Source organism: Trichocoleus sp. AS-A1 (assembly GCF_039962015.1).
In the GTDB taxonomy this organism is placed as follows: Bacteria; Cyanobacteriota; Cyanobacteriia; order Cyanobacteriales; family FACHB-T130; genus FACHB-T130.
This window is the reverse complement of sequence record NZ_JAMPKG010000012.1, coordinates 149538-173314: the sequence shown is the minus strand read 5'-3', so window position 1 is coordinate 173314 and position 23777 is coordinate 149538. Positions and strand designations below refer to the sequence as shown.

At 48.5% G+C, this 23777-nt stretch carries 19 protein-coding genes and 2 pseudogenes; 12 read left to right on the top strand and 9 right to left on the bottom strand.

Annotated features, from left to right (window positions below):
* Positions 1 to 240, top strand: a pseudogene (locus NC994_RS11940) (transposase); the annotation flags it as partial.
* Between the two features lie 265 nt (positions 241 to 505).
* Here the strand turns inward: NC994_RS11940 and NC994_RS11935 are convergent.
* Together NC994_RS11935 and hisD are read right to left on the bottom strand one after the other, a co-directional pair.
* Positions 506 to 931: a universal stress protein gene (locus NC994_RS11935; protein ID WP_190438129.1), complete on the bottom strand. Its 426-nt coding sequence runs from the start codon at positions 929 to 931 to the stop codon at positions 506 to 508.
* A 19-nt stretch (positions 932 to 950) separates the two neighbouring features.
* On the bottom strand, positions 951 to 2258 hold the full coding sequence (hisD, locus tag NC994_RS11930; protein WP_190438126.1) for a histidinol dehydrogenase: 1308 nt from the start codon (positions 2256 to 2258) through the stop codon (positions 951 to 953).
* A gap of 204 nt (positions 2259 to 2462) precedes the next feature.
* Between hisD and rpsT the strand changes: the two genes are divergently transcribed.
* Together rpsT and NC994_RS11920 are read left to right on the top strand one after the other, a co-directional pair.
* Positions 2463 to 2795 carry a 30S ribosomal protein S20 gene (gene rpsT, locus NC994_RS11925; RefSeq protein ID WP_190425173.1) on the top strand — a complete coding sequence of 111 codons (333 nt, stop codon included), beginning with the start codon at positions 2463 to 2465 and terminating at the stop codon, positions 2793 to 2795.
* A 114-nt stretch (positions 2796 to 2909) separates the two neighbouring features.
* Positions 2910 to 3710: a YchF/TatD family DNA exonuclease gene (locus NC994_RS11920; RefSeq protein WP_190438189.1), complete on the top strand. Its 801-nt coding sequence runs from the start codon at positions 2910 to 2912 to the stop codon at positions 3708 to 3710.
* Between the two features lie 19 nt (positions 3711 to 3729).
* On the opposite strand, the gene NC994_RS11915 is transcribed toward NC994_RS11920, so the two are convergent.
* Complete coding sequence (locus NC994_RS11915) at positions 3730 to 3873, bottom strand: hypothetical protein (RefSeq protein WP_190438123.1); 144 nt, start codon at positions 3871 to 3873, stop codon at positions 3730 to 3732.
* A gap of 574 nt (positions 3874 to 4447) precedes the next feature.
* On the opposite strand from NC994_RS11915, the gene rpoB reads away from it, so the two are divergent.
* From rpoB to NC994_RS11900, 3 genes are all read left to right on the top strand, one after another.
* A complete protein-coding gene (rpoB, locus tag NC994_RS11910) occupies positions 4448 to 7765 on the top strand; it encodes a DNA-directed RNA polymerase subunit beta (RefSeq protein WP_190413949.1) in 3318 nt (1105 codons plus the stop codon).
* Positions 7766 to 7857: 92 nt separating this feature from the next.
* Positions 7858 to 9735 (top strand): DNA-directed RNA polymerase subunit gamma, encoded by a 1878-nt coding sequence (locus tag NC994_RS11905; protein ID WP_190425180.1) that lies wholly within the window; start codon positions 7858 to 7860, stop codon positions 9733 to 9735.
* Positions 9736 to 9960: 225 nt separating this feature from the next.
* Positions 9961 to 14034, top strand: a complete 4074-nt coding sequence (locus NC994_RS11900; RefSeq protein ID WP_190438121.1) for a DNA-directed RNA polymerase subunit beta' — start codon at positions 9961 to 9963, stop codon at positions 14032 to 14034.
* Between the two features lie 253 nt (positions 14035 to 14287).
* Here NC994_RS11900 and NC994_RS11895 read toward each other — a convergent pair whose 3' ends face one another.
* A complete protein-coding gene (locus NC994_RS11895) occupies positions 14288 to 15511 on the bottom strand; it encodes an HhoA/HhoB/HtrA family serine endopeptidase (RefSeq protein ID WP_190438117.1) in 1224 nt (407 codons plus the stop codon).
* A gap of 270 nt (positions 15512 to 15781) precedes the next feature.
* Here NC994_RS11895 and NC994_RS11890 point away from each other — a divergent pair, with 270 nt between their 5' ends.
* The gene (locus tag NC994_RS11890; protein ID WP_190413957.1) at positions 15782 to 16147 is read left to right on the top strand and encodes a metal-sensitive transcriptional regulator; all 366 of its coding nucleotides are present in this window, start codon (positions 15782 to 15784) and stop codon (positions 16145 to 16147) included.
* 85 nt (positions 16148 to 16232) lie between these two features.
* Here NC994_RS11890 and NC994_RS11885 read toward each other — a convergent pair whose 3' ends face one another.
* Complete coding sequence (locus NC994_RS11885; RefSeq protein ID WP_190438114.1) at positions 16233 to 16475, bottom strand: hypothetical protein; 243 nt, start codon at positions 16473 to 16475, stop codon at positions 16233 to 16235.
* A 1147-nt stretch (positions 16476 to 17622) separates the two neighbouring features.
* Positions 17623 to 17802 (bottom strand): hypothetical protein, encoded by a 180-nt coding sequence (locus NC994_RS11880; RefSeq protein ID WP_190438111.1) that lies wholly within the window; start codon positions 17800 to 17802, stop codon positions 17623 to 17625.
* 41 nt (positions 17803 to 17843) lie between these two features.
* On the opposite strand from NC994_RS11880, the gene menH reads away from it, so the two are divergent.
* The 3 genes from menH (at position 17844) to NC994_RS11865 (ending at position 19856) form a co-directional block, all read left to right on the top strand.
* Positions 17844 to 18656: a 2-succinyl-6-hydroxy-2,4-cyclohexadiene-1-carboxylate synthase gene (gene menH / locus NC994_RS11875; RefSeq protein WP_190430316.1), complete on the top strand. Its 813-nt coding sequence runs from the start codon at positions 17844 to 17846 to the stop codon at positions 18654 to 18656.
* A 314-nt stretch (positions 18657 to 18970) separates the two neighbouring features.
* Positions 18971 to 19357 carry a VOC family protein gene (locus NC994_RS11870; RefSeq protein ID WP_190438107.1) on the top strand — a complete coding sequence of 129 codons (387 nt, stop codon included), beginning with the start codon at positions 18971 to 18973 and terminating at the stop codon, positions 19355 to 19357.
* 292 nt (positions 19358 to 19649) lie between these two features.
* Positions 19650 to 19856 (top strand): hypothetical protein, encoded by a 207-nt coding sequence (locus NC994_RS11865; protein ID WP_190438104.1) that lies wholly within the window; start codon positions 19650 to 19652, stop codon positions 19854 to 19856.
* A 117-nt stretch (positions 19857 to 19973) separates the two neighbouring features.
* On the opposite strand, the gene NC994_RS11860 is transcribed toward NC994_RS11865, so the two are convergent.
* A complete protein-coding gene (locus tag NC994_RS11860; protein ID WP_242030442.1) occupies positions 19974 to 20678 on the bottom strand; it encodes a glycoside hydrolase family protein in 705 nt (234 codons plus the stop codon).
* Between the two features lie 2 nt (positions 20679 to 20680).
* Positions 20681 to 21343 carry an NAD(P)H-binding protein gene (locus tag NC994_RS11855; protein ID WP_190438101.1) on the bottom strand — a complete coding sequence of 221 codons (663 nt, stop codon included), beginning with the start codon at positions 21341 to 21343 and terminating at the stop codon, positions 20681 to 20683.
* A 305-nt stretch (positions 21344 to 21648) separates the two neighbouring features.
* Here NC994_RS11855 and NC994_RS11850 point away from each other — a divergent pair, with 305 nt between their 5' ends.
* Positions 21649 to 22272 carry a DUF1997 domain-containing protein gene (locus tag NC994_RS11850; protein WP_347275925.1) on the top strand — a complete coding sequence of 208 codons (624 nt, stop codon included), beginning with the start codon at positions 21649 to 21651 and terminating at the stop codon, positions 22270 to 22272.
* A 53-nt stretch (positions 22273 to 22325) separates the two neighbouring features.
* Here NC994_RS11850 and NC994_RS11845 read toward each other — a convergent pair whose 3' ends face one another.
* Positions 22326 to 22796 carry a DUF4079 domain-containing protein gene (locus tag NC994_RS11845; protein ID WP_190438099.1) on the bottom strand — a complete coding sequence of 157 codons (471 nt, stop codon included), beginning with the start codon at positions 22794 to 22796 and terminating at the stop codon, positions 22326 to 22328.
* A 152-nt stretch (positions 22797 to 22948) separates the two neighbouring features.
* Here NC994_RS11845 and NC994_RS11840 point away from each other — a divergent pair.
* Positions 22949 to 23708: pseudogene (locus NC994_RS11840) on the top strand (ZIP family zinc transporter).
* Positions 23709 to 23777 lie beyond the last annotated feature (69 nt).

The following is a 23777-nucleotide window of genomic DNA, read 5'->3' as shown; positions in this document are numbered from 1 at the left end:
CAGCAGCTTTTTGGCAAGGTGTTTGCCGATAAGGGCTATGTGTCTCAAAAGCTGGCGCAACAATTGTTAGAGAGTGCTGGCATTCCGTTGATTACCAAACTCAAGCGCAACATAAAACAACGTTTGATGCCCCTGAGTGAGCGTCTGATGCTGCGTAAGCGCTCGATCATTGAAACCATTATCGACCAGCTCAAAAATATTTCTCAGATTGAGCATTCTCGGCATCGCTCTCCAGTCAACTGAAGAGTCAACATTCTCTGCGGATTGATTGCTACTGCCATCAACCGAAGAAGCCAGCGATTGCCATTGACCACAACTTGCTGCCTTCGGCTTAACCCGAACTGACGTTATTTAGCATTTCCTACATCCAAGGAATGGAATTTGCGGCTAAATAAAAAAAGTCCGCGCAGGCGGACTAAGAATAATCAATCATTCTAAAACCTGGGTAGGCAGGTTTTGTCTGTATAGCCGCGAATTCTATTCGCCAGGGCTTCTTTTTTAATTTTTATGCCTGCTTCACCACCAGCACGGAACAAGGGGCATCAGCAACAACTTGGCTGCTGACAGAACCCTCTATAATTCGCTTCAAACCCGTTAAACCCCGACTGCCAATCACAATCAAGTCAGCTTGATAAATATTCGCAAGCCGGATAATTTCTTCAGCGGGGTCGCCAGAAACGATTTCTAATTCGCTGTGGCAAGGTAAAGCTGCCTGATAAGATTCCATCTGCTTTTCAATCTGCCGATAGGGCAGCTCCTCCGAAGAGGCATGGGGCTTATCAACAGCAATTTCCACCTCAGACCCCGACGAAGGAATCACATGGGAAAGGATGATTTTGGTCGTTGGCTGTAGTTGGAGTTCTTCCAGAGACTGAATCACTCCCTCCGAAAGCTCTGAACTGTCGAGAGCCACCAGAATAATTTTTAGCACCCCAAAATCTCCTTTTTCGTTATTCGTCAGACCTCTTCTCGATTCGCAGCCGCACGGAGTCAGCGTGGGAAGTCAAACCCTCGGCTTGGGCAAGAATCTGGATAGCGTTGCCAAGCTTCTGGAGCGCTGTCGGCGAGTACTGAATCAAACTGGAGTGTTTCAGAAACGTTTCAACTCCCAGTGCTGAAGCGTAACGGGCAGCGCCAGAGGTAGGTAGCGTGTGATTCGGCCCTGCTAAGTAGTCTCCCACAGCTTCGGGCGTTGAGGAACCCAAGAAGATAGCACCCGCGTGGCGAATTTTTTCCAGCAGATCCCAGGGTTCTTGGACTTCCAGTTCCAAGTGTTCGGGGGCAAACTCGTTGGAGAGTTCGGCAGCAACCAACAGAGAGTCAACCACCACAATCAAACCGTAATGAGCGATCGCTTTCTCTGTCAGTAGCCGTCGCGGATGATCTTCCAATTGACGTTCTACTTCTAGCTGTACTTTCTTCGCCAACCCAGCTTCTGTTGTCAGGAGAATTGCTGCTGCCATCGGATCGTGTTCCGCTTGCGCCAACATATCTGCCGCCACATAGACGGGATTGGCGTTTTCATCGGCAATAATCAGTACCTCAGAAGGCCCTGCCAGCGAGTCAATCCCCACAGTGCCATAAACGAGCTTTTTCGCCAGGGTGACGTAGATATTACCGGGACCAGTGATGACATCTACCTTAGGAATGGTTTCGGTGCCATAAGCCAAAGCCGCGATCGCTTGAGCGCCGCCAATCCGATAAATTTCTTGCACCCCAGCTTCCTGGGCTGCCACTAGCACCGCGGCATTAATCGTTTTTTCTTGCCCTGGTGGCGTCACCATGACAATTCTCGGCACACCCGCTACCTTCGCAGGGATGGCGTTCATTAATACCGTACTTGGATAGGACGCTCGACCGCCAGGAACGTAAAGCCCTGCTCGATCTACCGGCGTGTAACGCTTCCCCAAAACAATTTCATCGTCCCCAAATTGAACCCAAGATTTCGGGACGCGCTGCCGGTGGAATGCTTCTATTTGTTGACGTGCCAGTTGAATCGCGTTGAGTAACTCCTGGGACACCTGTTGATAGGCAGCATCCAGTTCTGAGCCACTAACGCGCAGCTGTTCAGAATTCAAAGTTTGTCGATCGAATTCAGCCGTGTAGTGCAGCAGAGCTTTGTCGCCCTGGCGCTTCACAGCCTGTAAGACTTCCCGAACAGTTGCCTCTTTATGAACAATCTGGTCGTCATGGGTGCGATCGCAGATACGCCGCAGTTCAGTTCTTGCCTCAGATACCTGAGTAATGATTCGCAGCATGGAGTCGGAATCACCATCTAGGAATTACCCGCCTGAGTTCAGGTATATCACTATCCTCATCTCAAGGGATGAGACAGCCTATTCCCTGTACTCGTTTCTATAGCTTAACCTGGATTTTTCAAGGGATCGCTATAATTTATGGAGAGATGGTATATTAATCTATCTAGTTCTGTTTGTTAACTGTACAGAGTTTTCTTCAAGACTGTGGCCAATACTAAGTCAGCCCTAAAGCGAGTCCAAGTAGCCGAACGCAACCGGCTGCGTAACAAGACCTATAAATCAGCCGTAAAAACGCTGATGAAGAGTTATCTTGCAGCCGTCCAAACCCACGCAGCCAACCCCACTGCGGAATCGCTGCAAGAAGTACAGCGGCGGATGTCAGAGGTCTACAGCAAGATTGATAAAGCGGTAAAGCGGGGGGTGTTGCATACCAACAACGGTGCCCGGAAAAAATCCAATCTCGCTAAGGCGCTCAAACGCGCGCAGCCCCAGCCAGAAACTTCAACCCCGGCTTCGTCGGATGCTTCTGCTTCCTAGCTGCTAGCCGCTCGTCAGTAGTCAGCAGTCAGTTGTTTATCGAAAGCGGTGGTAGGTAGAATTCCCACTACCCGTTACCCACTACCCAATGCTTGATGACCAATGACTGAACAGATACAGTTGTTCGATACCCATGTCCATATAAACTTCGATCTCTTCCAGTCCGATCTGGAAGAGATTAAAGCTCGGTGGCGCGAAGCGGGGATCGTTCGGCTAGTGCATTCGTGCGTGGAACCTACGGAGTTTTCAAGCATTCAATCACTGGCAAACCGATTTCCAGAACTTTACTTCGCCGTGGGGTTACATCCCCTCGATACCGAGAAGTGGGCATCAGAAACTGCCGAACAAATTCGTTCGCTGGCGAGTTCTGACCAGCGAGTGGTAGCAATTGGCGAAATGGGTCTGGATTTTTATAAAGCGGAAGATAGGGAGCGGCAAATAGAAGTATTTGAAGCACAGCTAGCGATCGCGCAGCAACTTGATTTGCCTGTAATTATTCATTGCCGAGATGCTGCTGCGACCATGCACGAACTGTTGCAAGATTTCTGGAAGCGCACGGGTCCTGTGCGGGGCGTCATGCACTGCTGGGGGGGTACTCCGGAAGAAATGCAATGGTTCTTGGATTTGGGTTTCTATATTAGTATCAGCGGCATCGTAACGTTTAAAAACGCCACTCAAGTTCAGGAATCGGCGAGGAGAATCCCCAGCGATCGCCTCCTAATTGAAACCGACTGCCCCTTCCTCGCACCCGTTCCCAAGCGTGGCAAACGTAACGAACCTTCCTACGTCCGATATGTCGCAGAGTGTGTTGCCCATCTGAGGGGGGTCTCTTTAGAGACTCTAGCCACGCAAACCACCCAGAATGCCTGTAATCTGTTTCGACTTTCCGTACCTCAACCTTGTGCTGCGATTTAGTGCCCAATTGTAAGGGCTTTTATCCATGCCGCGTGCCGCGTACCGTACCCGTTCTGAGTGCTGTAGACACTGGAAAGGCAGGGAGAACCGACGACAGAGACATCCATCCCCCGAAGACAATAACTTTTGGTGGAAAATCTCTTTTCTCCCTTCTGGGTTTCATTACCCCAATTTAGAGGTAGGTGTCAACAAAGAAAGTCAATTTGCGACATAATATTTAAAAGACCCTCTATGAACAGAATTCTTGCGAGCAAACTGGGATGGCTGCCTGCTCCACCTAAACAGACTTCATACCCCTGCAATCACTGTCCTTATACCTGGTAAAGAAGCACTAAATATTATCTTTGAGCAAACAAGCCAAAGCGAACTGCTGGTTCGCGTATAAAACCAACGAAAAACAACCCTGAGACGTTTCCTTCCCTGCTAGTGGGGACTAAACGGCTCATTTTGTTCTTGCCAATCGCTTGTCCTTGGGGACGAGTGAGGCATACTTCGCCGCTACTGCTTACTTTGGCACGAATTCCATCCCGCTAGATGGGAAGGATCTAAAGATGAAGGACGAATTCAAAACCATCAAAGATGGAGGACGAATCAATTCAGGATTCATCCTTACTAACGGATGACTTTTGAGTTCTAGACGATCGGGTTGATTGGGAAGTCGGGTCTCCCCACTGGCATTCTTCTTAAACCCCCCCTTACGACAGGTAATTCCTGAATTCTTTTGCAAGAGGAAAAGCATGACTAATCAGACCTCCACTCCAGTTGCTTACATGTTGCCAGACCTGGTAGAAATTCAGCGAGCCAGCTTCCGCTGGTTCCTGGAAGAAGGTCTGATTGAGGAACTTAACAGCTTTTCGCCGATTACCGATTACACCGGCAAGCTGGAGTTGCACTTCTTGGGCAAAGACTACAAACTCAAGCGACCCAAGTACGATGTAGATGAAGCCAAGCGTCGGGATGCAAGCTATGCCGTACAAATGTACGTTCCGACGCGGCTCATTAATAAAGAAGACGGCACGATTAAAGAGCAAGAAGTCTTCATCGGCGATTTGCCCCTAATGACCGACCGAGGCACATTTATTATTAATGGTGCCGAGCGGGTGATCGTTAACCAAATCGTGCGAAGCCCCGGAGTTTATTACAAATCGGAAACGGACAAAAATGGACGCCGTACCTACTCAGCTTCTCTTATTCCCAACCGGGGAGCGTGGCTGAAGTTTGAAACCGATAAAAACGACTTGGTGTGGGTACGAATCGATAAGACGCGCAAACTGTCGGCACAGGTATTACTCAAGAGCTTGGGGCTTTCCGACTCCGAGATTTTTGATGCGTTGCGTCACCCAGAATATTTCCAGAAGACCATTGAGAAAGAAGGGCAGTTTTCCGAAGAAGAAGCGCTCATGGAGCTATATCGGAAACTACGACCCGGTGAACCACCGACGGTTTCTGGCGGACAGCAGTTGTTGGAATCGCGCTTCTTCGATCCGAAGCGTTACGACCTGGGCCGAGTCGGTCGCTATAAGCTGAACAAGAAGCTGCGGCTCTCCGTGCCGGATACAGTGCGCGTGCTGACCCCGACCGATATTCTGGCAGCAGTAGACTACCTGATCAACTTGGAATATGACATCGGGATTACCGATGATATCGACCACTTGGGCAACCGAAGAGTGCGCTCGGTGGGCGAACTGTTGCAAAACCAAGTGCGCGTCGGCTTGAACCGCTTAGAGCGGATTATCCGGGAGCGAATGACCGTTTCGGATGCCGAAACCCTAACACCCGCTTCTTTGGTAAACCCGAAGCCTTTGGTGGCGGCGATTAAGGAATTTTTCGGCTCCTCCCAGTTGTCCCAGTTTATGGATCAGACCAATCCCTTAGCGGAATTGACCCACAAGCGGCGACTCTCAGCGTTGGGTCCGGGAGGACTAACGCGGGAACGAGCAGGGTTCGCCGTGCGGGATATTCATCCGAGCCACTACGGACGGATTTGCCCGATTGAGACGCCAGAAGGACCGAACGCGGGATTGATCGGCTCTTTGGCAACTCATGCGCGGGTAAATGCCTATGGATTTGTAGAGACGCCGTTCTGGAAAGTAGAAAACGGACGGGTACTCAAGGAACAAGCGCCGGTATATATGACGGCAGATGAGGAAGACGATCTGCAAGTCGCGCCAGGGGACATCCCGATGGATGTGGATGGATGGATCTTGGGAGAATCGGTAGCGGTGAGATATCGCCAAGATTTCACCACCACGACACCCGACATGGTGGATTATGTAGCGGTGTCCCCGGTGCAGATTATTTCGGTTGCCACATCGTTGATTCCCTTTTTGGAACACGACGATGCCAACCGAGCGTTGATGGGATCGAACATGCAGCGGCAGGCAGTGCCGTTATTGAAGCCAGAGCGACCCCTAGTCGGGACTGGCTTGGAAGCCCAGGCGGCGCGGGACTCCGGGATGGTCGTGGTTGCCAAATACGACGGGGAAGTCACCTTTGTGGATGCGACGCGGATCGCAGTGCGGAGTTTCGACGAAACCGGGGAACCCAACGGACCGCAGATCGAGTATGAGTTGCAGAAGTATCAGCGCTCAAACCAGGATACCTGCTTGAATCAGCGACCCTTAGTGTATGAGGGCGATCGCATCGTTGCCGGACAGGTACTTGCCGACGGTTCTGCTACCGAAGGGGGCGAACTGGCTTTGGGGCAGAATATCCTGGTAGCCTATATGCCTTGGGAAGGCTACAACTACGAGGACGCGATCTTAATCAGCGAACGGCTGGTTTACGACGATGTCTACACCAGCATCCACATTGAAAAGTACGAAATCGAGGCGCGGCAAACCAAGCTAGGACCCGAAGAAATTACGCGGGAAATTCCTAACGTCGGGGAAGATAGCTTGCGAAGCCTGGATGAAACCGGGATTATCCGAATTGGAGCCTGGGTAGAAGCTGGGGACATTCTGGTAGGAAAGGTGACGCCCAAAGGGGAATCCGACCAGCCACCGGAAGAGAAACTGCTGCGGGCAATTTTCGGTGAAAAGGCGCGGGATGTACGGGACAACTCCCTGCGAGTGCCCAACGGAGAGAAAGGGCGCGTGGTAGACGTGCGCGTCTTCACCCGCGAACAGGGCGACGAACTGCCCCCCGGAGCGAACATGGTGGTGCGTGTCTACGTCGCGCAGAAGCGCAAAATCCAAGTGGGTGACAAGATGGCGGGACGGCACGGTAATAAGGGAATTATTTCCCGGATATTACCCGCCGAAGATATGCCCTACCTGCCAGATGGAACCCCCGTGGACATCGTGCTCAATCCACTCGGAGTGCCCTCACGGATGAATGTGGGGCAGGTGTTTGAGTGCTTGCTGGGATGGGCTGGTGAGAACTTAAATGTCCGCTTCAAAGTGATTCCCTTTGATGAAATGCACGGAGCGGAAAAAAGCCGCGAGTCGGTGCATGGCAAGTTGGAGGAGGCGAGGAAGAAGACCGGGAAGAACTGGCTGTTTAACCCTGATGAAGCCGGAAAACTCCGAGTTTTTGATGGGCGTACTGGGGAAGCCTTTGACCGTCCGATTACCGTGGGCAAGGCGTATATGCTGAAGCTGGTACACCTGGTAGACGATAAGATCCACGCCCGTTCTACGGGACCCTACTCTTTGGTGACGCAGCAACCCTTGGGAGGCAAAGCGCAGCAGGGCGGACAGCGATTTGGCGAAATGGAAGTGTGGGCGCTGGAAGCTTTTGGCGCTGCCTACATTTTGCAGGAGTTGCTGACGGTGAAATCCGACGATATGCAGGGGCGGAACGAAGCGCTGAATGCGATCGTGAAAGGCAAGGCGATTCCGCGACCGGGAACACCAGAATCGTTCAAGGTGTTGATGCGAGAACTGCAATCTCTATGTTTAGATATTGCCGTCCATAAGGTGGAGACGACCGAGGACGGAACCACGGGACACGTAGAGGTTGACTTGATGGCGGATGTGTCAAATCGCCGGACGCCGACGCGACCCACCTATGAATCTCTCAGCCGCGAGGAACTGGAAGAAGACGAAGTTTAATCAATGAAAAATGGAAAATTAAAAATTAAAAATTAGGAATTCTTTAATTTTTAATTTTTCATTTTTAATTTTTAATTGGAGCGCAGCGACAGATGAGACATCAGCTAGAACAGCGGTTTGACTACGTCAAAATTGCTCTGGCATCGCCAAAGCGAATTCAGGATTGGGGGCAAAGAAACCTGCCCAATGGTCAAGTGGTGGGTGAGGTTACGAAACCCGAAACGATTAATTACCGGACGCTCAAACCAGAAATGGATGGCCTTTTCTGCGAGCGCATTTTTGGTCCCGCAAAAGATTGGGAATGCCACTGCGGCAAGTACAAGCGGGTGCGCCACAGAGGTATTGTCTGCGAACGCTGCGGCGTAGAAGTGACAGAATCGCGGGTGCGTCGTCACCGTATGGGCTACATTAAGCTAGCGGCACCTGTGGCTCACGTTTGGTATCTCAAGGGCATTCCCAGCTATATGTCGATTCTGCTGGATATGCCCCTGCGGGATGTGGAGCAGATTGTCTATTTCAATGCCTATGTGGTACTCAGTCCTGGCAATGCGGAGAATCTCAGTTACAAGCAGTTGCTGACGGAAGATCAGTGGCTGGAAATTGAGGAGCAGCTCTATAGCGAAGATTCTACCCTGCAAGGTGTCGAGGTGGGAATTGGTGCTGAGGCGCTGCAACGTCTCTTGCAGGACATTAACTTGGAAGCAGAGGCTGAGTCCCAACGAGAGGAAATTGCCAATGCTAAGGGTCAGAAGCGGGCGAAACTGATTAAGCGCTTGAGAGTGATTGACAACTTCATCGCGACTGGTTCTAAGCCAGAGTGGATGGTGCTGTCGGTGATTCCGGTAATTCCGCCAGATTTGCGTCCAATGGTGCAGCTGGATGGCGGCAGATTTGCCACTTCTGACTTGAATGACTTGTATCGTCGGGTAATTAACCGCAACAACCGCTTAGCACGGCTCCAAGAAATCTTGGCACCGGAAATCATTGTTCGCAACGAGAAGCGGATGTTGCAAGAAGCTGTGGATGCGCTTATCGATAATGGTCGTCGGGGACGGACGGTAGTAGGAGCCAATAATCGACCCCTGAAATCTCTGTCAGACATTATTGAAGGTAAGCAGGGACGCTTCCGGCAAAACCTGTTGGGTAAGCGAGTAGACTACTCCGGACGTTCTGTAATTGTGGTGGGACCAAAGCTAAAAATCCACCAATGCGGCTTGCCACGAGAAATGGCAATTGAGTTATTCCAACCGTTTGTAATTCACCGGCTGATTCGCGGCGGACTGGTCAATAATATCAAGGCAGCCAAGAAGCTGATTCAGCGCGGGGATGCCTCTGTGTGGGACGTGCTAGAGGAAGTAATTGCCGGACACCCGGTGATGCTAAACCGGGCACCAACGCTGCACCGTCTAGGGATTCAAGCGTTTGAGCCAATTCTGGTAGAAGGTCGAGCAATTCAGCTGCACCCACTGGTATGTCCGGCGTTCAACGCGGACTTCGATGGCGACCAGATGGCGGTTCACGTACCGCTTTCTTTGGAGGCTCAGGCAGAAGCGCGGTTACTGATGCTGGCTTCTAATAACATTCTCTCTCCAGCGACGGGCCGACCCATTGTAACGCCTAGCCAAGACATGGTATTAGGCTGCTATTACCTAACGGCAGAAAACCCAGCAGCGACCAAGGGTGCTGGAGGTTATTTCGCCAGCTTGGATGATGCGCTCTTAGCCTATGAGCAGTCTGCGGTAGATTTACACGCCTACATCTGGGTGCGCTTTGACGGGATAGTAGAGAATGATAAACCGGATGCGGAGCCGGAAAAGGTGGAAACCTTAGCTGATGGCACCGTCTGGACAACCTACAACTTCCGTCGAGTGCGGCAAGACAAGGAAGGAAATGTCTTGACCCAATACATTCGGACGACGCCCGGTCGAATTATCTACAATAAGACGATTCAAGAGGCATTGGCAATATAAATCAGTGTTGAGGACGGAGTGATTGAGGATCGGGCAAAGAGTTTTGACTTTCCTCCTCACTCACGTCCTCGCTCCGGTGTTTTGTGTTCGCTTGTTCTGTGTTCGCTCAGTCCGCGAGTTGAATGGCCCTACGCGAATACGCCTCATCGCTCAGTCTTCTTTAAATACTCGTTTTGCGAGTAGAGCGCCGCTACGCTAACAGTCCTTATACCTCAGTCCTAACTTATGGCAGAGCAACCAGAAATCAAAAATATTTTTCATAATCGGATGGTGGACAAAGGGCAACTGAAGAAACTGGTTGCCTGGGCATTTACGCATTTCGGTAGTGCCCGCACCTCCCAAATGGCAGATCGCCTGAAAGATTTGGGCTTCCACTACGCGACTAAAGCGGGTGTCTCGATTAGTGTGGATGACTTGCAGGTGCCGGATTCTAAGCGGCAGTTGCTGGACGCTGCCGAAACTGAAATTCGCTCTACAGAAGCACGCTACACGCGGGGCGAAATCACCGAGGTGGAGCGCTTCCAAAAGGTTATCGATACCTGGAATAGTACCAGCGAAGCCCTAAAGGATGAGGTGGTTCGCAACTTTAGACAAAAAAATCCCCTGAATTCGGTCTATATGATGGCGTTTTCTGGGGCGCGGGGAAATATTTCTCAGGTGCGTCAGCTGGTGGGAATGCGTGGATTGATGGCAAACCCCCAGGGAGAGATTATTGGTCTGCCGATTAAGACGAATTTCCGGGAAGGTTTGACCGTCACGGAATATATTATCTCGTCTTATGGGGCACGGAAGGGATTGGTAGATACCGCTCTACGTACAGCGGATTCCGGCTATCTTACCCGCCGCCTGGTGGATGTGTCTCAGGATGTAATTGTTCGGGAAGTGGACTGCGGCACCCAGCGAGGGATTCGCTTACGCAGCATGACTTCGGACGATCGGGTGCTGATTCCTTTGTCCGATCGCCTGCTGGGTCGCGTTCTAGTAGAAGATGCGGTTCATCCCACCACGGGGGAAGTGGTCATGCCCCGCAATCAGCCGATGTCAGAAGAAATGGGGCTGAACATTGTTAAGGCTGGGATAGAAGAAGTTTTCGTGCGATCGCCCCTGACCTGCGAAGCCGCCCGTTCCGTGTGTCAACATTGTTACGGCTGGAGCCTCGCCCACGGGCATCTCGTGGATCTGGGGGAAGCGGTGGGAATTATTGCCGCTCAGTCGATTGGCGAACCGGGCACCCAGCTCACCATGCGGACGTTCCACACTGGCGGCGTCTTCACTGGCGAAGTGGCGCGACAAGTCCGTGCGCCGATGACCGCCAAAGTGCGCTTCAGCCGAGGGATGCGGACGCGGGGACTGCGGACGCGGCACGGGGAAGATGCCTTGCTGGTGGAATCGACCAATGCGGAATTGATTCTCGATCCGGTAGACAGCACTCAGGAGCAAATCTCGATTCCGCTCACTCAAAATTCCACCCTGTACTGTGTCAATGGCAGCACGGTAACGGCAGAACAGCTATTGGGTGAAGTTGCGATCGCTTCTTCCACTCGCGCCCATACAGAAAAAGCCGCCAAAGACGTTACCACTGACCTGGCAGGCGAAGTGAAGTTTGAAGGTCTGCTTCCAGAAGAAAAAACCGACCGCCAGGGGAACACCACCCGGATTGCGGCGCGGGGTGGTTTGTTGTGGATTTTGTCTGGAGAAGTTTACAACCTACCTCCAGGTGCCGAAGCCGTCGTGCAGAACGGTAAAGTGGTGGATCGCAACGACGTACTCGCAGAAACCAAGTTGGTGAGCGAGCATGGTGGTGTCGTCCGGCTAAAAGCTGATGACGCTGGTTCGCGGGGACGAGAAATTGAAATTATCACCGCTAGCGTGCTGCTAGACCAAGCACGGGTGCGAATGGAAGCGACTCAAGGCCGCGACCATTATGTAATTTATACCGCCGACAATCAGCGCTTTTCCCTGAAGGCCACCCCAGGGACAAAAGTTCAAAACCACCAGGTAGTAGCCGATTTAATTGACGATCGCTATAACACCCAGACCGGGGGAATTATCAAATACGCCGGTGTGGAAGTTGCCAAAAAAGCCAAGGCAAAACAAGGATACGAAGTCATCAAAGGCGGCACCTTGCTGTGGATTCCAGAAGAATCCCATGAAGTGAACAAGGATATCTCCCTCCTGCAAGTGGAAGACGGTCAATACGTAGAAGCCATGACAGAGGTCGTCAAAGATATCTTCTGTCAAACAGCTGGGATAGTGGAAGTAACCCAGAAAAACGATATCCTACGGGAAATCGTGATTAAGCCCGGTGAACTACATTTGGTCGATGACCCAGAAGCAGTGATGGGAACAGATGGATCGCTGTTCTATCCCGGACAGGAAGTTATGCCAGGGCTGACGGTTAGCGAGTTGCGCTATACCGAATTTGTGGAAACCCCTGAAGGCCCTGCATTGTTGCTGCGTCCGGTGACTGAGTTTCACGTTCCCGATGAGCCGAGCGTACCGTCTCAAGCTTCTATTTCTGGCAGGGGACGTTACAAGATTGAGCTGCGGGCAGTTCAGCGGCTTCCTTATAAAGATGGGGAACGGGTGAAGTCCATCGGAGGGCTGGAACTGCTGCGGACGCAATTGGTTCTGGAAATTGGCTATGGAACTGAAAGTGAGAGCAGTTCTGAGAGCATCGGTGCTTTGGAACTACTAGCGGCGGATATTGAGTTGCTGCCAATTGAAGGAAAGGGAGTTGAAGCAAAAGGCAAGGACGACGAAGAAAGCTCCGCGCTTTCAACCGTAAGTTCTGAACTTTCGCCTCGGACTTCAGAAATGCGTTTACAGCTCTTGGTTTCGGAATCTCTGGTGATTCGTCGGGATACAGCGGCAGATCCACTTTCTGGCAGTACCCATACACGGATTATGGTGACTGACGGTCAGCAGATCGAGCCAGGAGCCGTTGTGGCTCGCACGGAAATTCAGTGCAAGGATGCCGGAGAAGTCCGGGGGATTCGCGCTGGAGAAGCCTCGATTCGCCGGGTGCTGCTGGTTCGGGATACCGACCGGATAAGTGTTGATACGAAAGGCGCTAAACCCACCGTAAAAGTGGGAGCGCTGTTAGTAGCAGGGACTGAGATCGCCTCTGGCGTACTTGCCCCAGAGTCGGGTCAAATTTCCGCCATCTTGGAGGATTCGATCCAGATGCGTCTGGCTCGTCCTTATCGCGTGTCTTCCGGAGCCGTCTTGCATATCGATGATGGAGACTTGGTGCAGCGGGGTGACAACCTAGTGCTGCTAGTCTTTGAGCGGGCGAAAACTGGGGATATTATCCAAGGTTTGCCACGTATTGAAGAACTGCTGGAGGCCCGGAAGCCAAAAGAAGCGTGTATTTTGGCACGGCGTTCGGGAACGGCTCAGGTCGTTTACGGACCTCAGCAGGACGCAGAGGAGATTAAAGTCATTGAATCGGACGGCGTCGTGGCTGACTATCCCCTTGGCCCCGGACAGAACGTCATTGTGGGAGATGACATGGTTGTAGAGACTGCGGAGGCGCTAACCGATGGTCCTGCCAACCCTCATGAAATTCTAGAGATTTTCTTTGAGCATTACCGGGAAACGATGGGAGTCTACGAAGCGGCGCTGATGGCGTTGCAGAAGGTTCAGACTTTCCTGGTGAATGAAGTGCAGTCGGTTTATCAATCTCAGGGGATTGATATTTCTGATAAGCATATTGAGGTGATTGTGCGCCAGATGACCTCGAAAGTCCGGGTGGATGATGGCGGCGATACCACGATGCTGCCGGGAGAGTTGGTGGAACTGCGGCAGATTGAGCAAGTGAATGAAGCGATGGCAATTACTGGCGGGGCACCGGCGCAATATACGCCGATGTTGCTGGGGATTACCAAGGCATCGCTGAATACAGATAGCTTTATTTCTGCGGCATCTTTCCAGGAAACGACGCGGGTTCTCACCGAAGCAGCAATTGAAGGCAAATCTGACTGGCTGCGCGGTCTGAAGGAGAATGTGATCATTGGGCGACTGATTCCGGCAGGAACCGGGTTCAATGCCTATGAGGACAGCATCACCTCAGATGTTGATATGTCTGCATCTGGCTTCGGTTCCGGACTGGATGTTGAGGAGGACGCGCTGGACGTGGTGCTGGATGACCGAACAGCTCGTGCTTACAGCCCAGGTCTTGGATTTGAAGAACGGCCTACTTATGGAATGGGCGGCGCTATCTCTCCAGTTCTTGATGATGACGACGACCTCATTGACGATGTTGAGGATGACGACGACTTTGAGGACGACGACTAGAGAGTAATGAGTACCGAGAACTGAAGAGAGAGTAGAAAGAGGAGATAAAAAGTAGTAAACGTGGTGTGCAACTTTCTGTATTTCTCCCCCTTAAAAAGGGGATTCAGAAAGTTAAGAAAAAGTTGCAGACGTTAGAAAAGGAATAGAGAATATTCTCTTCTCTATTCCTTTTTACTTTTAATTCACTCAATCCTCAGGTCTCAAGCACTCAGTCCTCAGCCCTCAGTCCTCACCTCTCAGCCCTCAGCACTAATTAAGACTGTTCTTGCAATTCACCAGCGCGGACGCTAATGGATGTCGCTTGGCTGGCGCGCTGCACCTTCATCTGTATAACCTGACCGACACGGCTATTCTCGACAATTCTCTGCAACTCGGCGGCAGTCTTCACGGGTTGCCCATCAATCTCCAAAATCACATCCCCCCGGCGCATTCCACTTTTGGCAGCTGGGGTATTTGGCAACACTCGCACGACTAGGACGCCGTTGATTTCTGGCACCTGTAGGGGAGCATTGGGGTCGCTGTTGTTTTCAGCCGCTACTTGGGGCGTTAGGGTTGCCATTTGAACGCCGAGATAGGGATGAGCAACTCTTTCTCCACGCGCCAGCTGAACAGAAATTGTTTTGGCTTGATTAATCGGAATTGCAAAGCCTATCCCCATTGCGTCAGCACGAATCGCCGTGTTGATGCCAATTACTTCACCCTGTTGATTTAAGAGTGGCCCACCGGAGTTACCTGGATTAATGGCTGCATCGGTTTGAATGAAATCCAATCGCTTGTCAGGAATCCCCACAGCGGCACTGGAGCGTTTAAGGGTACTGATGATTCCCAAGGTGACGGTGTTATCCAATCCTAGTGGATTGCCGACTGCGATCGCCCAGTCACCCACTTGCACTTCGTTAGAATCTCCAAGAGGTGCCACGGGTAAGTCGCTACCTCCATCAATTTTGACCACCGCCAAATCCGTTACCGGATCGGCACCTTGTACCTTCCCCTCTATTGTGCGTCCATCCTTAAGGGTGACAGTCACCTTATCCGCCTGATTGACCACATGGGAATTTGTCAAAATAATCCCACTCTTGTCAATAATGAAACCAGAGCCTTGACCGCGTAGGCGCTCTTGCATCGGCCCTCTGGGCAACTCTTCACCAAAAAAACGCCGGAAGAAGGGGTCGTCAAACAACGGATCCATGTTACGGTTGACTGTGCGCTCGGTATCAATTCTGACGACTGCCGCTCCTACCCGATTCACCGCTGCGGTGACAAAACTGCCAGTTGCAGCAGTATTGGGAATTCTAGAAATACTGCTTTGCGCTACCAGCTCTGATGCCCCTGGAGTAAGTGCAACTTCTTTGGGAGCAGGGCCAGCCTGAGACGGCAAGACACGATAAGCGCCAAACGCCAAAATGCCTCCTAGAAAGGTGGCAATTACATAGGTACTGACTTGACGCAGAAACCGAAAAAACTTTGGAAATTGCATAGCATCAATTTTCTAGCTTTGTGATGATCTATCTGGTAACAAAAATATCCCTATAGTTATTTTTACAGGTGAAACGACTGAACTTAGGCTCAAGCACTGATGCGGTTTTCCCTACATCTCAAATTTCTATAAACATAAAGACGCATTCTTTGAGGCGACACATTAGCGTAGGGGCACGAAGTGGAGTGTAGTACAATTTTTCATCTCTAGAAGAGCAGATACTTAAATAGGCTACGATGTGGAATACAAATGCTGCCTTATTGACTCTCCATGATTGGATCGAATCCGCTAACTGACGAAACCTTGCCCGTCCACGGTCGTTCACATACCCACGAGCATGGGGATGAAGAGTCTCCCCATCATCATGTCCACAGCGAAGAATCACTGCGGCGGGTTGTTAATCGCTTGTCTCGGATTGAAGGACACGTCCGAGGCATCAAAAATATGGTGCAGGAAAGCGAATCCTGTCCCAAAGTTCTCGTGCAGATTGCTGCTGTGCGGGGTGCCCTAGATCGGGTGGCGCGGATAATTTTGGATGAACATTTAACTGAGTGTATTGCCCGCGCAGCTGAAGAAGGCAATATTGAAGTTGAAATTGAAAAGCTAAAAGAAGCTTTAGATCGATTTTTGCCTTAGTTTAGTTAGATTACAAAACTGGCTTCCCTTTGCGTGGAAGCCAGAAAAAAACATTGGTATCGAAGACAACGATATAGCTAGGGTTTTACTTATGCTTGTGCAGCAACTTATCAACAAGCACCTCTTGGTCGTCTTCACTCAAGCTGTCCCAATCCAGCCCCCGTTCAGCACTCAAGACGCGCATCTGCTGCTCTTTCTCTGTTAACCTATCTGTGCCATTCATCTTTCTTTCCGAGGCGAGGCTGTCCAAGAGTATGGATTTATCCTCCTGTGGCAGTTGTTTAACTAAGTCAATTACCTGCCTAATTGTCAATTCTATCTTTGGCATGATTATTCCCTCGGCAGTTTATGAAATTGATATCTGAAACCACAGCGACAATCATGACGGGGTGGCGGTTGTGGCTGAAATGAAGAAGCGAACATCTACGACACGTCGGGAAGAGCTGATTTGAGATTTTTGCTCAAGAGACGCGAAGACATAAAGGCAACTACTATGAAAAGTTCGCAAATTCTTTCAGCTCAACTATTTGTGAGAGTACCACAAGTAAGAAGCTAGCTGCTGTCTCATCTCTTTAGGAAAGGACTCGCGATCCTTCAATTTTTGTTCTCTCAAATGCTTGTAAATGCTGATGTTTCAAATTTTCAGAATTTAATGTTTTTAGAGGTATTTTTTAGCATAGATGGAAGTACGATTATTACATTTTTACAACTTTTAATTTTGTTAAAGCTCTTTTAATAAAGAGCCTTTAGATAATATAGTTTTCTTGTTTATTTTACTAAATGTAAAAAAGCGAGTTTGATTTTTCTTGACAATGAAAGCCATACAATTCTAAACATTGTATACGTTTTGATTCACCTCCTAAGTTGCTTACACATGGAAAATGTTTAGCTATGCGATAGATTGGCAATTGGCTTTAAACGTAAACCTTTATTTATCACAATATTGTATAAAACTGTGCTTAAATCAGCTTTTACAGGTTGTCGAGTCTACGGGGATCGATTTAAAATGAATTAAGCATGATTATAAACTATCGGCATTAGTTAACATAGACTGCTTTTTTTAATTTGTTTAAATTAATAGAACCAACGATTGGTATTAGTAACGACTAAAAATAAAATATATTTTTATATGAATATATTTTGATAAAATTAAAAAATAGAATAATTACTTTGTTTTTTGCTTAAAAAATTTAGCAAAAAATCAACCTTAAAAATAACAATAATCAGTGAATAAAACAATAACATTTAAATATATACCAAAATATCTTGATTATGTGAATTCACTGAGATAGGAATAGTTAGTATTTTTTGTCATAGTATTGACTTTTATTAGCCTAATATTTACTTTAGAAACGTAGCATAATTCCCAATAAAACTAATAAGACAATTTAATGTTTAAATAAGAAGTAATAAAATATATTAATGTTTTTAGTGATGGCACTATGTTGGAGAAGCTGGAGGAAGCGATCGCACGGTTAACCCGGTTCGATTGCCTCTGTACACAGGGATAGCAAAAGCTTCCTAATTCCGGAGTCGGAATTGCCAACGAATAGAGCAGCATAAATTCTACTGCATTGCTTGCAGCTCCAGTCAGGATAGCGATCGCAACTGGTAGTGTTGGTGACAGAGGATGCGATCGCTATCCTGACGTGCATTACGATTAAGCAAATCAGATTTGAGTAAACAGTTGTAGAGGATGACGTTTGATTATCAATTTCACTATTCTTTGAGCGGTAGCGCAGATAAACCGATAATCCTGTTTTTACATGGCTTTATGGGTGACTGCAACGAATTTAATCAAGTTATCTCATTTTTGTCTGACCAATTTTGTTGTCTTGCTGTTGACCTTCCAGGTCATGGACAAACTAAGGTTATGGGTGGAGACGAGTGCTATGAAATGGCAAATACTGCCCAGGCTTTGCTCAACCTGCTAGAACAGTTAAGCATTGAAAAATGTTTTTTGGTTGGCTATTCGATGGGTGGACGATTGGCTTTATATTTGACCCTTCATTTCCCCGAACGTTTTCCTAAAGTTGTCTTGGAATCGGCATCTCCTGGGTTGAAGACCGAAGAGGAACGATGGAAGCGACTCCAGCGGGATCTAGAATTATCGCAGGAATTAGTAACGATTGATTTTTCAGAATTTTTAACAAATTGGTATCATCAGCCGCTTTTTGTTTCTCTCAAAAAACATCCGAAATTTGAGCAGATAATAGAGTCTCGGCTACAAAATAATCCCTTTGAATTGGCTAAGTCCCTAAGTAATTTGAGTACTGGATGCCAACCTTCTTTATGGGAAGCGCTCAAACAAAACCAAAACCCTATGCTTTTGCTAGTGGGTGAATATGATAACAAGTTTAGAATCATTAACTCAGAAATGGCGAAACTGTGTAAAGCAGCTAAGGTTAATTTAATTAGTAATTGTGGGCATAATATTCATGTAGAAAATCCAAGAGTATTTTTTGACAAAGTTAGCCAGTTTTTAGCTAAACCTGTATCAATTCAATAATATTTGTTAAGGTAATGCTTACCCTAAATACCATTTGGGTTTTGAGGCGCTGCCTTAACGCTCCCTCAATCGGGCTTAAAAAGGAAAGCTAAGAAATTTATATGTTACAAACAAAATGATAAATACCCCGCCTCCGCTTTTAGGTAGGAGGCTGGGGCGAGATTCTAAATGATAGCTATTTAAACCAATTTTATATTATAAAAAATACGGTAATTTGCAGCTTTAATTAGTTTAAATTATTAATTTGCCTTTTCCGAAGTAAAGTATTATCAGAAATGTAGTTTATTGGTTGCCGTTGTGCGGAATTTCATTTTATGGAAACAATAGGAATTCATCATGCCGCGATTATTTGCTCTAACTATGAAAAATCTAAAAAGTTTTATGTAGAGGTTTTAGGATTCTCAATTATCCAAGAAACCTTTAGAGAAGAAAGAAATTCTTACAAATTAGATTTGAGAGTTGGTCGCGGCGATCAAATTGAGCTTTTTTCATTTCCTAATCCTCCTCAAAGATTAAGTCACCCTGAAGCTTGCGGATTGAGGCATTTAGCGTTTGCTGTCAAAAATATAGATGAAGCTGTTTACTATTTACAAAACCAAGGCGTGCAGGTAGAAGATATTAGACTTGATGAGATGACTGGCAAGCGGTTTACATTCTTTAGCGATCCAGACGGATTACCTTTAGAAATCTATGAAAAATAGCTTTACAGGCGCTTAAACTTATGTTGGCTAATCAATACTTGGTTTTTCTCTGACATCAAGCTCTCAAGGAGCTTTTAAGCTTAAGAAAATTATCACTGTTTTGGCAAACGTTGTTAAGTTTTTTTCTTAAAAACTTAACAACGTCCGGAAAAAAAGGAGCAAAAGCAAGGGTTTCTACGGAGAAAGGCGATCGCTTTCATCAAAAGTCCCTTAAAAAAACGGTGGGAACAGTCTATTAATTCAACTATCTATAGTAATAGATTGTTCGACCTCACCTCCTTTGGAGTCCGCCATGAATCTCCACCGCCCAGCTTTGTGCTTACTACCCGGTTTCAAAAAAAGTACAAGCAAAGGTTTCACAACCTTTGACTTAATCGCTCATATTTTTCTAATTGGGCTGGTGGTAATGGCTACGCCGATTTTCTTCAACACGTCAACTCCAGAAGGAGGTGTTGCCTCTTCTAACCGCAAAACGTTGCTGATTCGGATGAATTTCTAGAAGTCTACGTTACAAACAATGAGGGGAAAGATATCTTAGGGCAAGCTGAAGAGTGTGATGGATACTAAAGTTCACGGAACTAGATTAAATTTGGAAACCCGCACTCGCGTCGGTTTTTTATCCAAAAGTTTGTAGCTCTTCTTTTAGCATTTGCTCATAAATTTCTGGCAACTTCCCACTCATAGAGTTGGTTTCTATCCCATAGCCCAGACTTGTCCAAGTGCCAGATAGCAGCCGCAACACCTTTTTTAGTTTCCCTTGGCGCAGCAACTTGGAAATGTCTACTTTCCAGGCTTTCCGGTCGCTCAGCCACGCATAAACTACAGCGTCCTGAAATTGTGGCTCAAAGCTATAAGAGTGCCAAAACATAAATTCTGAAGGCTGCGGGTGATAGCGCTGAGCCTTCTCAAGCCACGTCGTGTTGAGCATCTGATAGCGACCAGCAGCAGTAGAACATTTTCCCGTATTAGGGCCAACACCAATCGGGATGCACATCTGGGGATGCTGGCTGAGGTCTTGGACATACTGACCGCCATAGATGACCCGATAAGGCTGGGCAACATTTGCTTCACTAGCAGAAATTGTCCGCATCAAGGCACGGATATAAGGATCGCCCCCTTGCATTGCCAAGGGAGCGGTACCGTTTCCGTTCAGTGGAGCCACCGACGAGTTTCCGTAGGAGAAGCCGCGATCGCGCAGATGCTCCCAGTCTTTAAGATAAAGCAACAAGCACAGCACCGCCGTCATGCTCAGCATCCCGATGAGAAAACTCCCGATCGCTGAAAACATCCCGGCGAGAAAACGCCCGATGGCTGAGAACATAATTAGGCCACACTGGCAAACATCTGCTCCCAGCTTTTTTCAGGAGCCTCTGCCTTGGTAATGATTTCAACAATTTTATTGCGAGCCGATGGTTGAAATAGCGCTTCAACACACACCTTCGCGACCTTAGTACGGGGAATGCTGCCACTTAAAGACAGAGTGTCAGCCTTGTACATAGCGATTGGCTCTGAGTTCTCTTCGTTTTTGAGGCCTCCCGGTCGCACAATTGTGTAGGTCAACCCGCTTTTCTGAATATATTCCTCTGCTTGCTTCTTCCACACCAGAACTAGCCAGAATAGATTCAGTGGGTGCAAAACTTGAGAAGCACCAATTGAAGAAACCAGCACAAAATGCTCGATTTCCTTTGCCTTGGCGGCATCCACTAGATTTTTAGTGCCTTCGTAGTCCACCTTGTAGGGTCCAGTCGGGTCAAAGCCAGGGCTAGCACCCGTGGCGCACAGTAGAACCGTACTATCACCTAGGGCAGAAGAGAGGCTTTCTGGCTGTAGAACATCGCCAACTACCAATTCAGCGGCATCTGGTAGAATCTGTCTAGCTTTTTCGATGTCTCGAACTAACGCCCGAACAGGTATATTCCGCTGCACCAGCTCTTGTACAATCCGACGACCTGTCTCACCCGTTGCCCCTGCTACAAATGCTTTCATTCATTTCTCCGTAAATTGCACGTGTCCAGTCTTTAGAATCGCAAGCTATGCTGAGTGGACAGAGAATTTTTTTTGGTTGGCAGTAAACTCTAACTTTTTAATTGTAGAAACTCAAAGGCGTTGTCGTCTTTTGTTGAAGAATTAGAATTTATGGAAACAATTCAGCCCATTGTGGGAATCCTGTATATAGAAAAACGGCAACCAGCGCAGGAGAGCAGGTGATGCAGTCGCAATTCTACGATCGTCAACCGTTTGAGGTACCGTTTGAGGTTAACTCAGGAATGTTGAATCCAGTATCCAGTCTCATGGATGCCGACAACGCAGCCATAGAAGCCGCGAGTACAAATGAAACGACTCGATTTCATACTCACTTTGAGAGCTGCATGGAGATGTATGCCGATGCCGAAACGGTTGCTAAGTATCTAGATACTCACCACGGTTGGTTCTGCCGCTGCGCTCACCCCATGCAAGTAGAACCCCTAGGAGAGAATGGTTACGCTTTGGTAATCGGGCGTTTTGGTGCGTTTGGTTATGAGGTGGAGCCAAAAATTGGCTTAGAACTGTTGCCACGGGATCAAGGTGTTTATCGAGTTCGGACAGTACCCGTTCCGAATTACGTGACTCCAGGCTATGACGTTGACTATGAGTCGGCGATGACATTAGTGGAAGTACCGGCAGATAGATTCGCCCCACATCAGGTATCTGCGATCACCTATGTTGAGTGGCATCTGGACTTGTCCGTTTATATTCAGTTTCCCAAGTTTATTCACAAGTTGCCTAAGTCTGTGATTCAAAATACGGGCGATCGCCTCTTGGCTCAAATTGTGCGACAAGTTTCTAAGTCTCTCACCCCCAAAGTCCAGGAAGACTTTCATACCAGTCTGGGCTTGCCCGTGCCTAAAAAAGCCAAGAAAAGGGCTAATGGCTAAATCCCTAATGGCTAATGGCTAATAGCAATTAGCCATTAGCATCCTCCCAAAGGCTACATCTTGCTGATGATTCTCTGCAAAATTTCTACACCGCTCACAGCTTGCCAGCCAAACAGCCCCAGAAGAACAATATTTAAAAAAATGTGGCTGTAACGTGCCCAATCGTGCCCCTTTTGCATATACGGAGAGAGTGCAGCAGAAACTGCAATCATCCCCGTCATGCCTAAACCTGCCAGCAGGTGAGGCCCGAAAAAGAGTTTTCCATTATTGATATAGGTAACGCCCATGCCGATAAGCGTGCCTATCACCATCAACGCCAACAGCAATGAACCAACTTGGTAATGCCGGACGTTAAACCTGCCTTTGATTAGCTCTTTTTTGGCGTCCCCTTCAGCACTGCGAGTGCGTCGGACTAGAATGCCCAGATATAGGGCATAGAGGGATGTGCCCAGTAGCACCCACATCAAGGCGGGGTGAATAAAATTAAGCCAGGGTTTAATCGATACGGGGATTTCCAAGCTCATAAGATTCGGCTCATTAAGGAACTTTATAAAACTTATCATAATGGCTGTCTACCTTTGGGTAGTCGTCATTACCGCGCCATAACCTCAGATGATTGAGTAGTAGAAAATCTGTTAAACATTGCAGGGCAGGAATTTCTGAAGGAGGGCAGCTGATGTTGCCAGTCTGGTTACAGGCAGGTTTCTGGGGATTGGTGGGTGGATCGGCGTTGCTATTCGGAGCCGGGTTGGGATATTTTGTGCGAATTTCCCCGCAAGCGATCGCAGCCGTGATGGCTTTCGGTGCCGGGGTGCTAATTTCGACGCTATCTTTTGAGCTAATGGATGAGGCTTATCAGCGGGGTGGCTTCGATTCAACAGCAATTGGTTTCTTAAGCGGTGCTGCTGTCTACACACGAGCAAACTGGTATCTGAATTATCAGGGTGCCAAGCATCGCAAGCGCTCTGGCAACCAACAAAAATCTCTTATAGGAGGCGAGTGGGAGCGGTTTAGGGATCGCTATCGGTGCCCTGCTTGATGGCATTCCGGAATCAATTGCGATTGGCGTCAGCATGATTCAAGGAGGAGTTGTTAGCTGGGTGACGGTAGCAGCCGTTTTTCTCTCGAATCTTCCCGAAGGACTCTCCAGCGCCGCTGGCATGAAGAAAGCAGGTCGTTCAGCTTGCTATATCTTTGGCGTGTGGGCAGCGATCGCGATTCTTTCTGGTATCGCAGCGCTTTTGGGCGATGTCATCTTCAGTCACTTCTCTGAAGAAATTATCGCCGCAACTACCGCCGTGGCAGCAGGCGCAATTCTGGCAATGATATCAGACACCATGATTCCAGAAGCTTTCGAGCAAGCCCATGATTTTGCTGGACTAATCACCGTTGTTGGCTTCCTCGTTGCCTTTATTCTCTCCAAGCTTGGGGGTTAAGCGACACCCTCCTCTCAAAAGTATAATTTGAGGTGAAGTTGGCAATGCTGCGGAGGGGATCGGGCAACA

What these genes read in the sequence shown, in the direction of transcription:
- NC994_RS11855 (WP_190438101.1), bottom strand. Translation starts at nt 21,343, where the DNA reads ATGAAAGCATTTGTAGCAGGGGCAACGGGTGAGACAGGTCGTCGGATT.
- NC994_RS11900 (WP_190438121.1), top strand. Translation starts at nt 9,961, where the DNA reads ATGGCAGAGCAACCAGAAATCAAAAATATTTTTCATAATCGGATGGTG.
- NC994_RS11915 (WP_190438123.1), bottom strand. Translation starts at nt 3,873, where the DNA reads ATGAAACCCAGAAGGGAGAAAAGAGATTTTCCACCAAAAGTTATTGTC.
- NC994_RS11860 (WP_242030442.1), bottom strand. Translation starts at nt 20,678, where the DNA reads ATGTTCTCAGCCATCGGGCGTTTTCTCGCCGGGATGTTTTCAGCGATC.
- hisD (WP_190438126.1), bottom strand. Translation starts at nt 2,258, where the DNA reads ATGCTGCGAATCATTACTCAGGTATCTGAGGCAAGAACTGAACTGCGG.
- NC994_RS11870 (WP_190438107.1), top strand. Translation starts at nt 18,971, where the DNA reads ATGGAAACAATAGGAATTCATCATGCCGCGATTATTTGCTCTAACTAT.
- NC994_RS11865 (WP_190438104.1), top strand. Translation starts at nt 19,650, where the DNA reads ATGAATCTCCACCGCCCAGCTTTGTGCTTACTACCCGGTTTCAAAAAA.
- NC994_RS11845 (WP_190438099.1), bottom strand. Translation starts at nt 22,796, where the DNA reads ATGAGCTTGGAAATCCCCGTATCGATTAAACCCTGGCTTAATTTTATT.
- rpoB (WP_190413949.1), top strand. Translation starts at nt 4,448, where the DNA reads ATGACTAATCAGACCTCCACTCCAGTTGCTTACATGTTGCCAGACCTG.
- NC994_RS11880 (WP_190438111.1), bottom strand. Translation starts at nt 17,802, where the DNA reads ATGCACGTCAGGATAGCGATCGCATCCTCTGTCACCAACACTACCAGT.
- NC994_RS11905 (WP_190425180.1), top strand. Translation starts at nt 7,858, where the DNA reads ATGAGACATCAGCTAGAACAGCGGTTTGACTACGTCAAAATTGCTCTG.
- NC994_RS11850 (WP_347275925.1), top strand. Translation starts at nt 21,649, where the DNA reads ATGGATGCCGACAACGCAGCCATAGAAGCCGCGAGTACAAATGAAACG.
- NC994_RS11885 (WP_190438114.1), bottom strand. Translation starts at nt 16,475, where the DNA reads ATGCCAAAGATAGAATTGACAATTAGGCAGGTAATTGACTTAGTTAAA.
- menH (WP_190430316.1), top strand. Translation starts at nt 17,844, where the DNA reads ATGACGTTTGATTATCAATTTCACTATTCTTTGAGCGGTAGCGCAGAT.
- NC994_RS11895 (WP_190438117.1), bottom strand. Translation starts at nt 15,511, where the DNA reads ATGCAATTTCCAAAGTTTTTTCGGTTTCTGCGTCAAGTCAGTACCTAT.
- NC994_RS11890 (WP_190413957.1), top strand. Translation starts at nt 15,782, where the DNA reads ATGATTGGATCGAATCCGCTAACTGACGAAACCTTGCCCGTCCACGGT.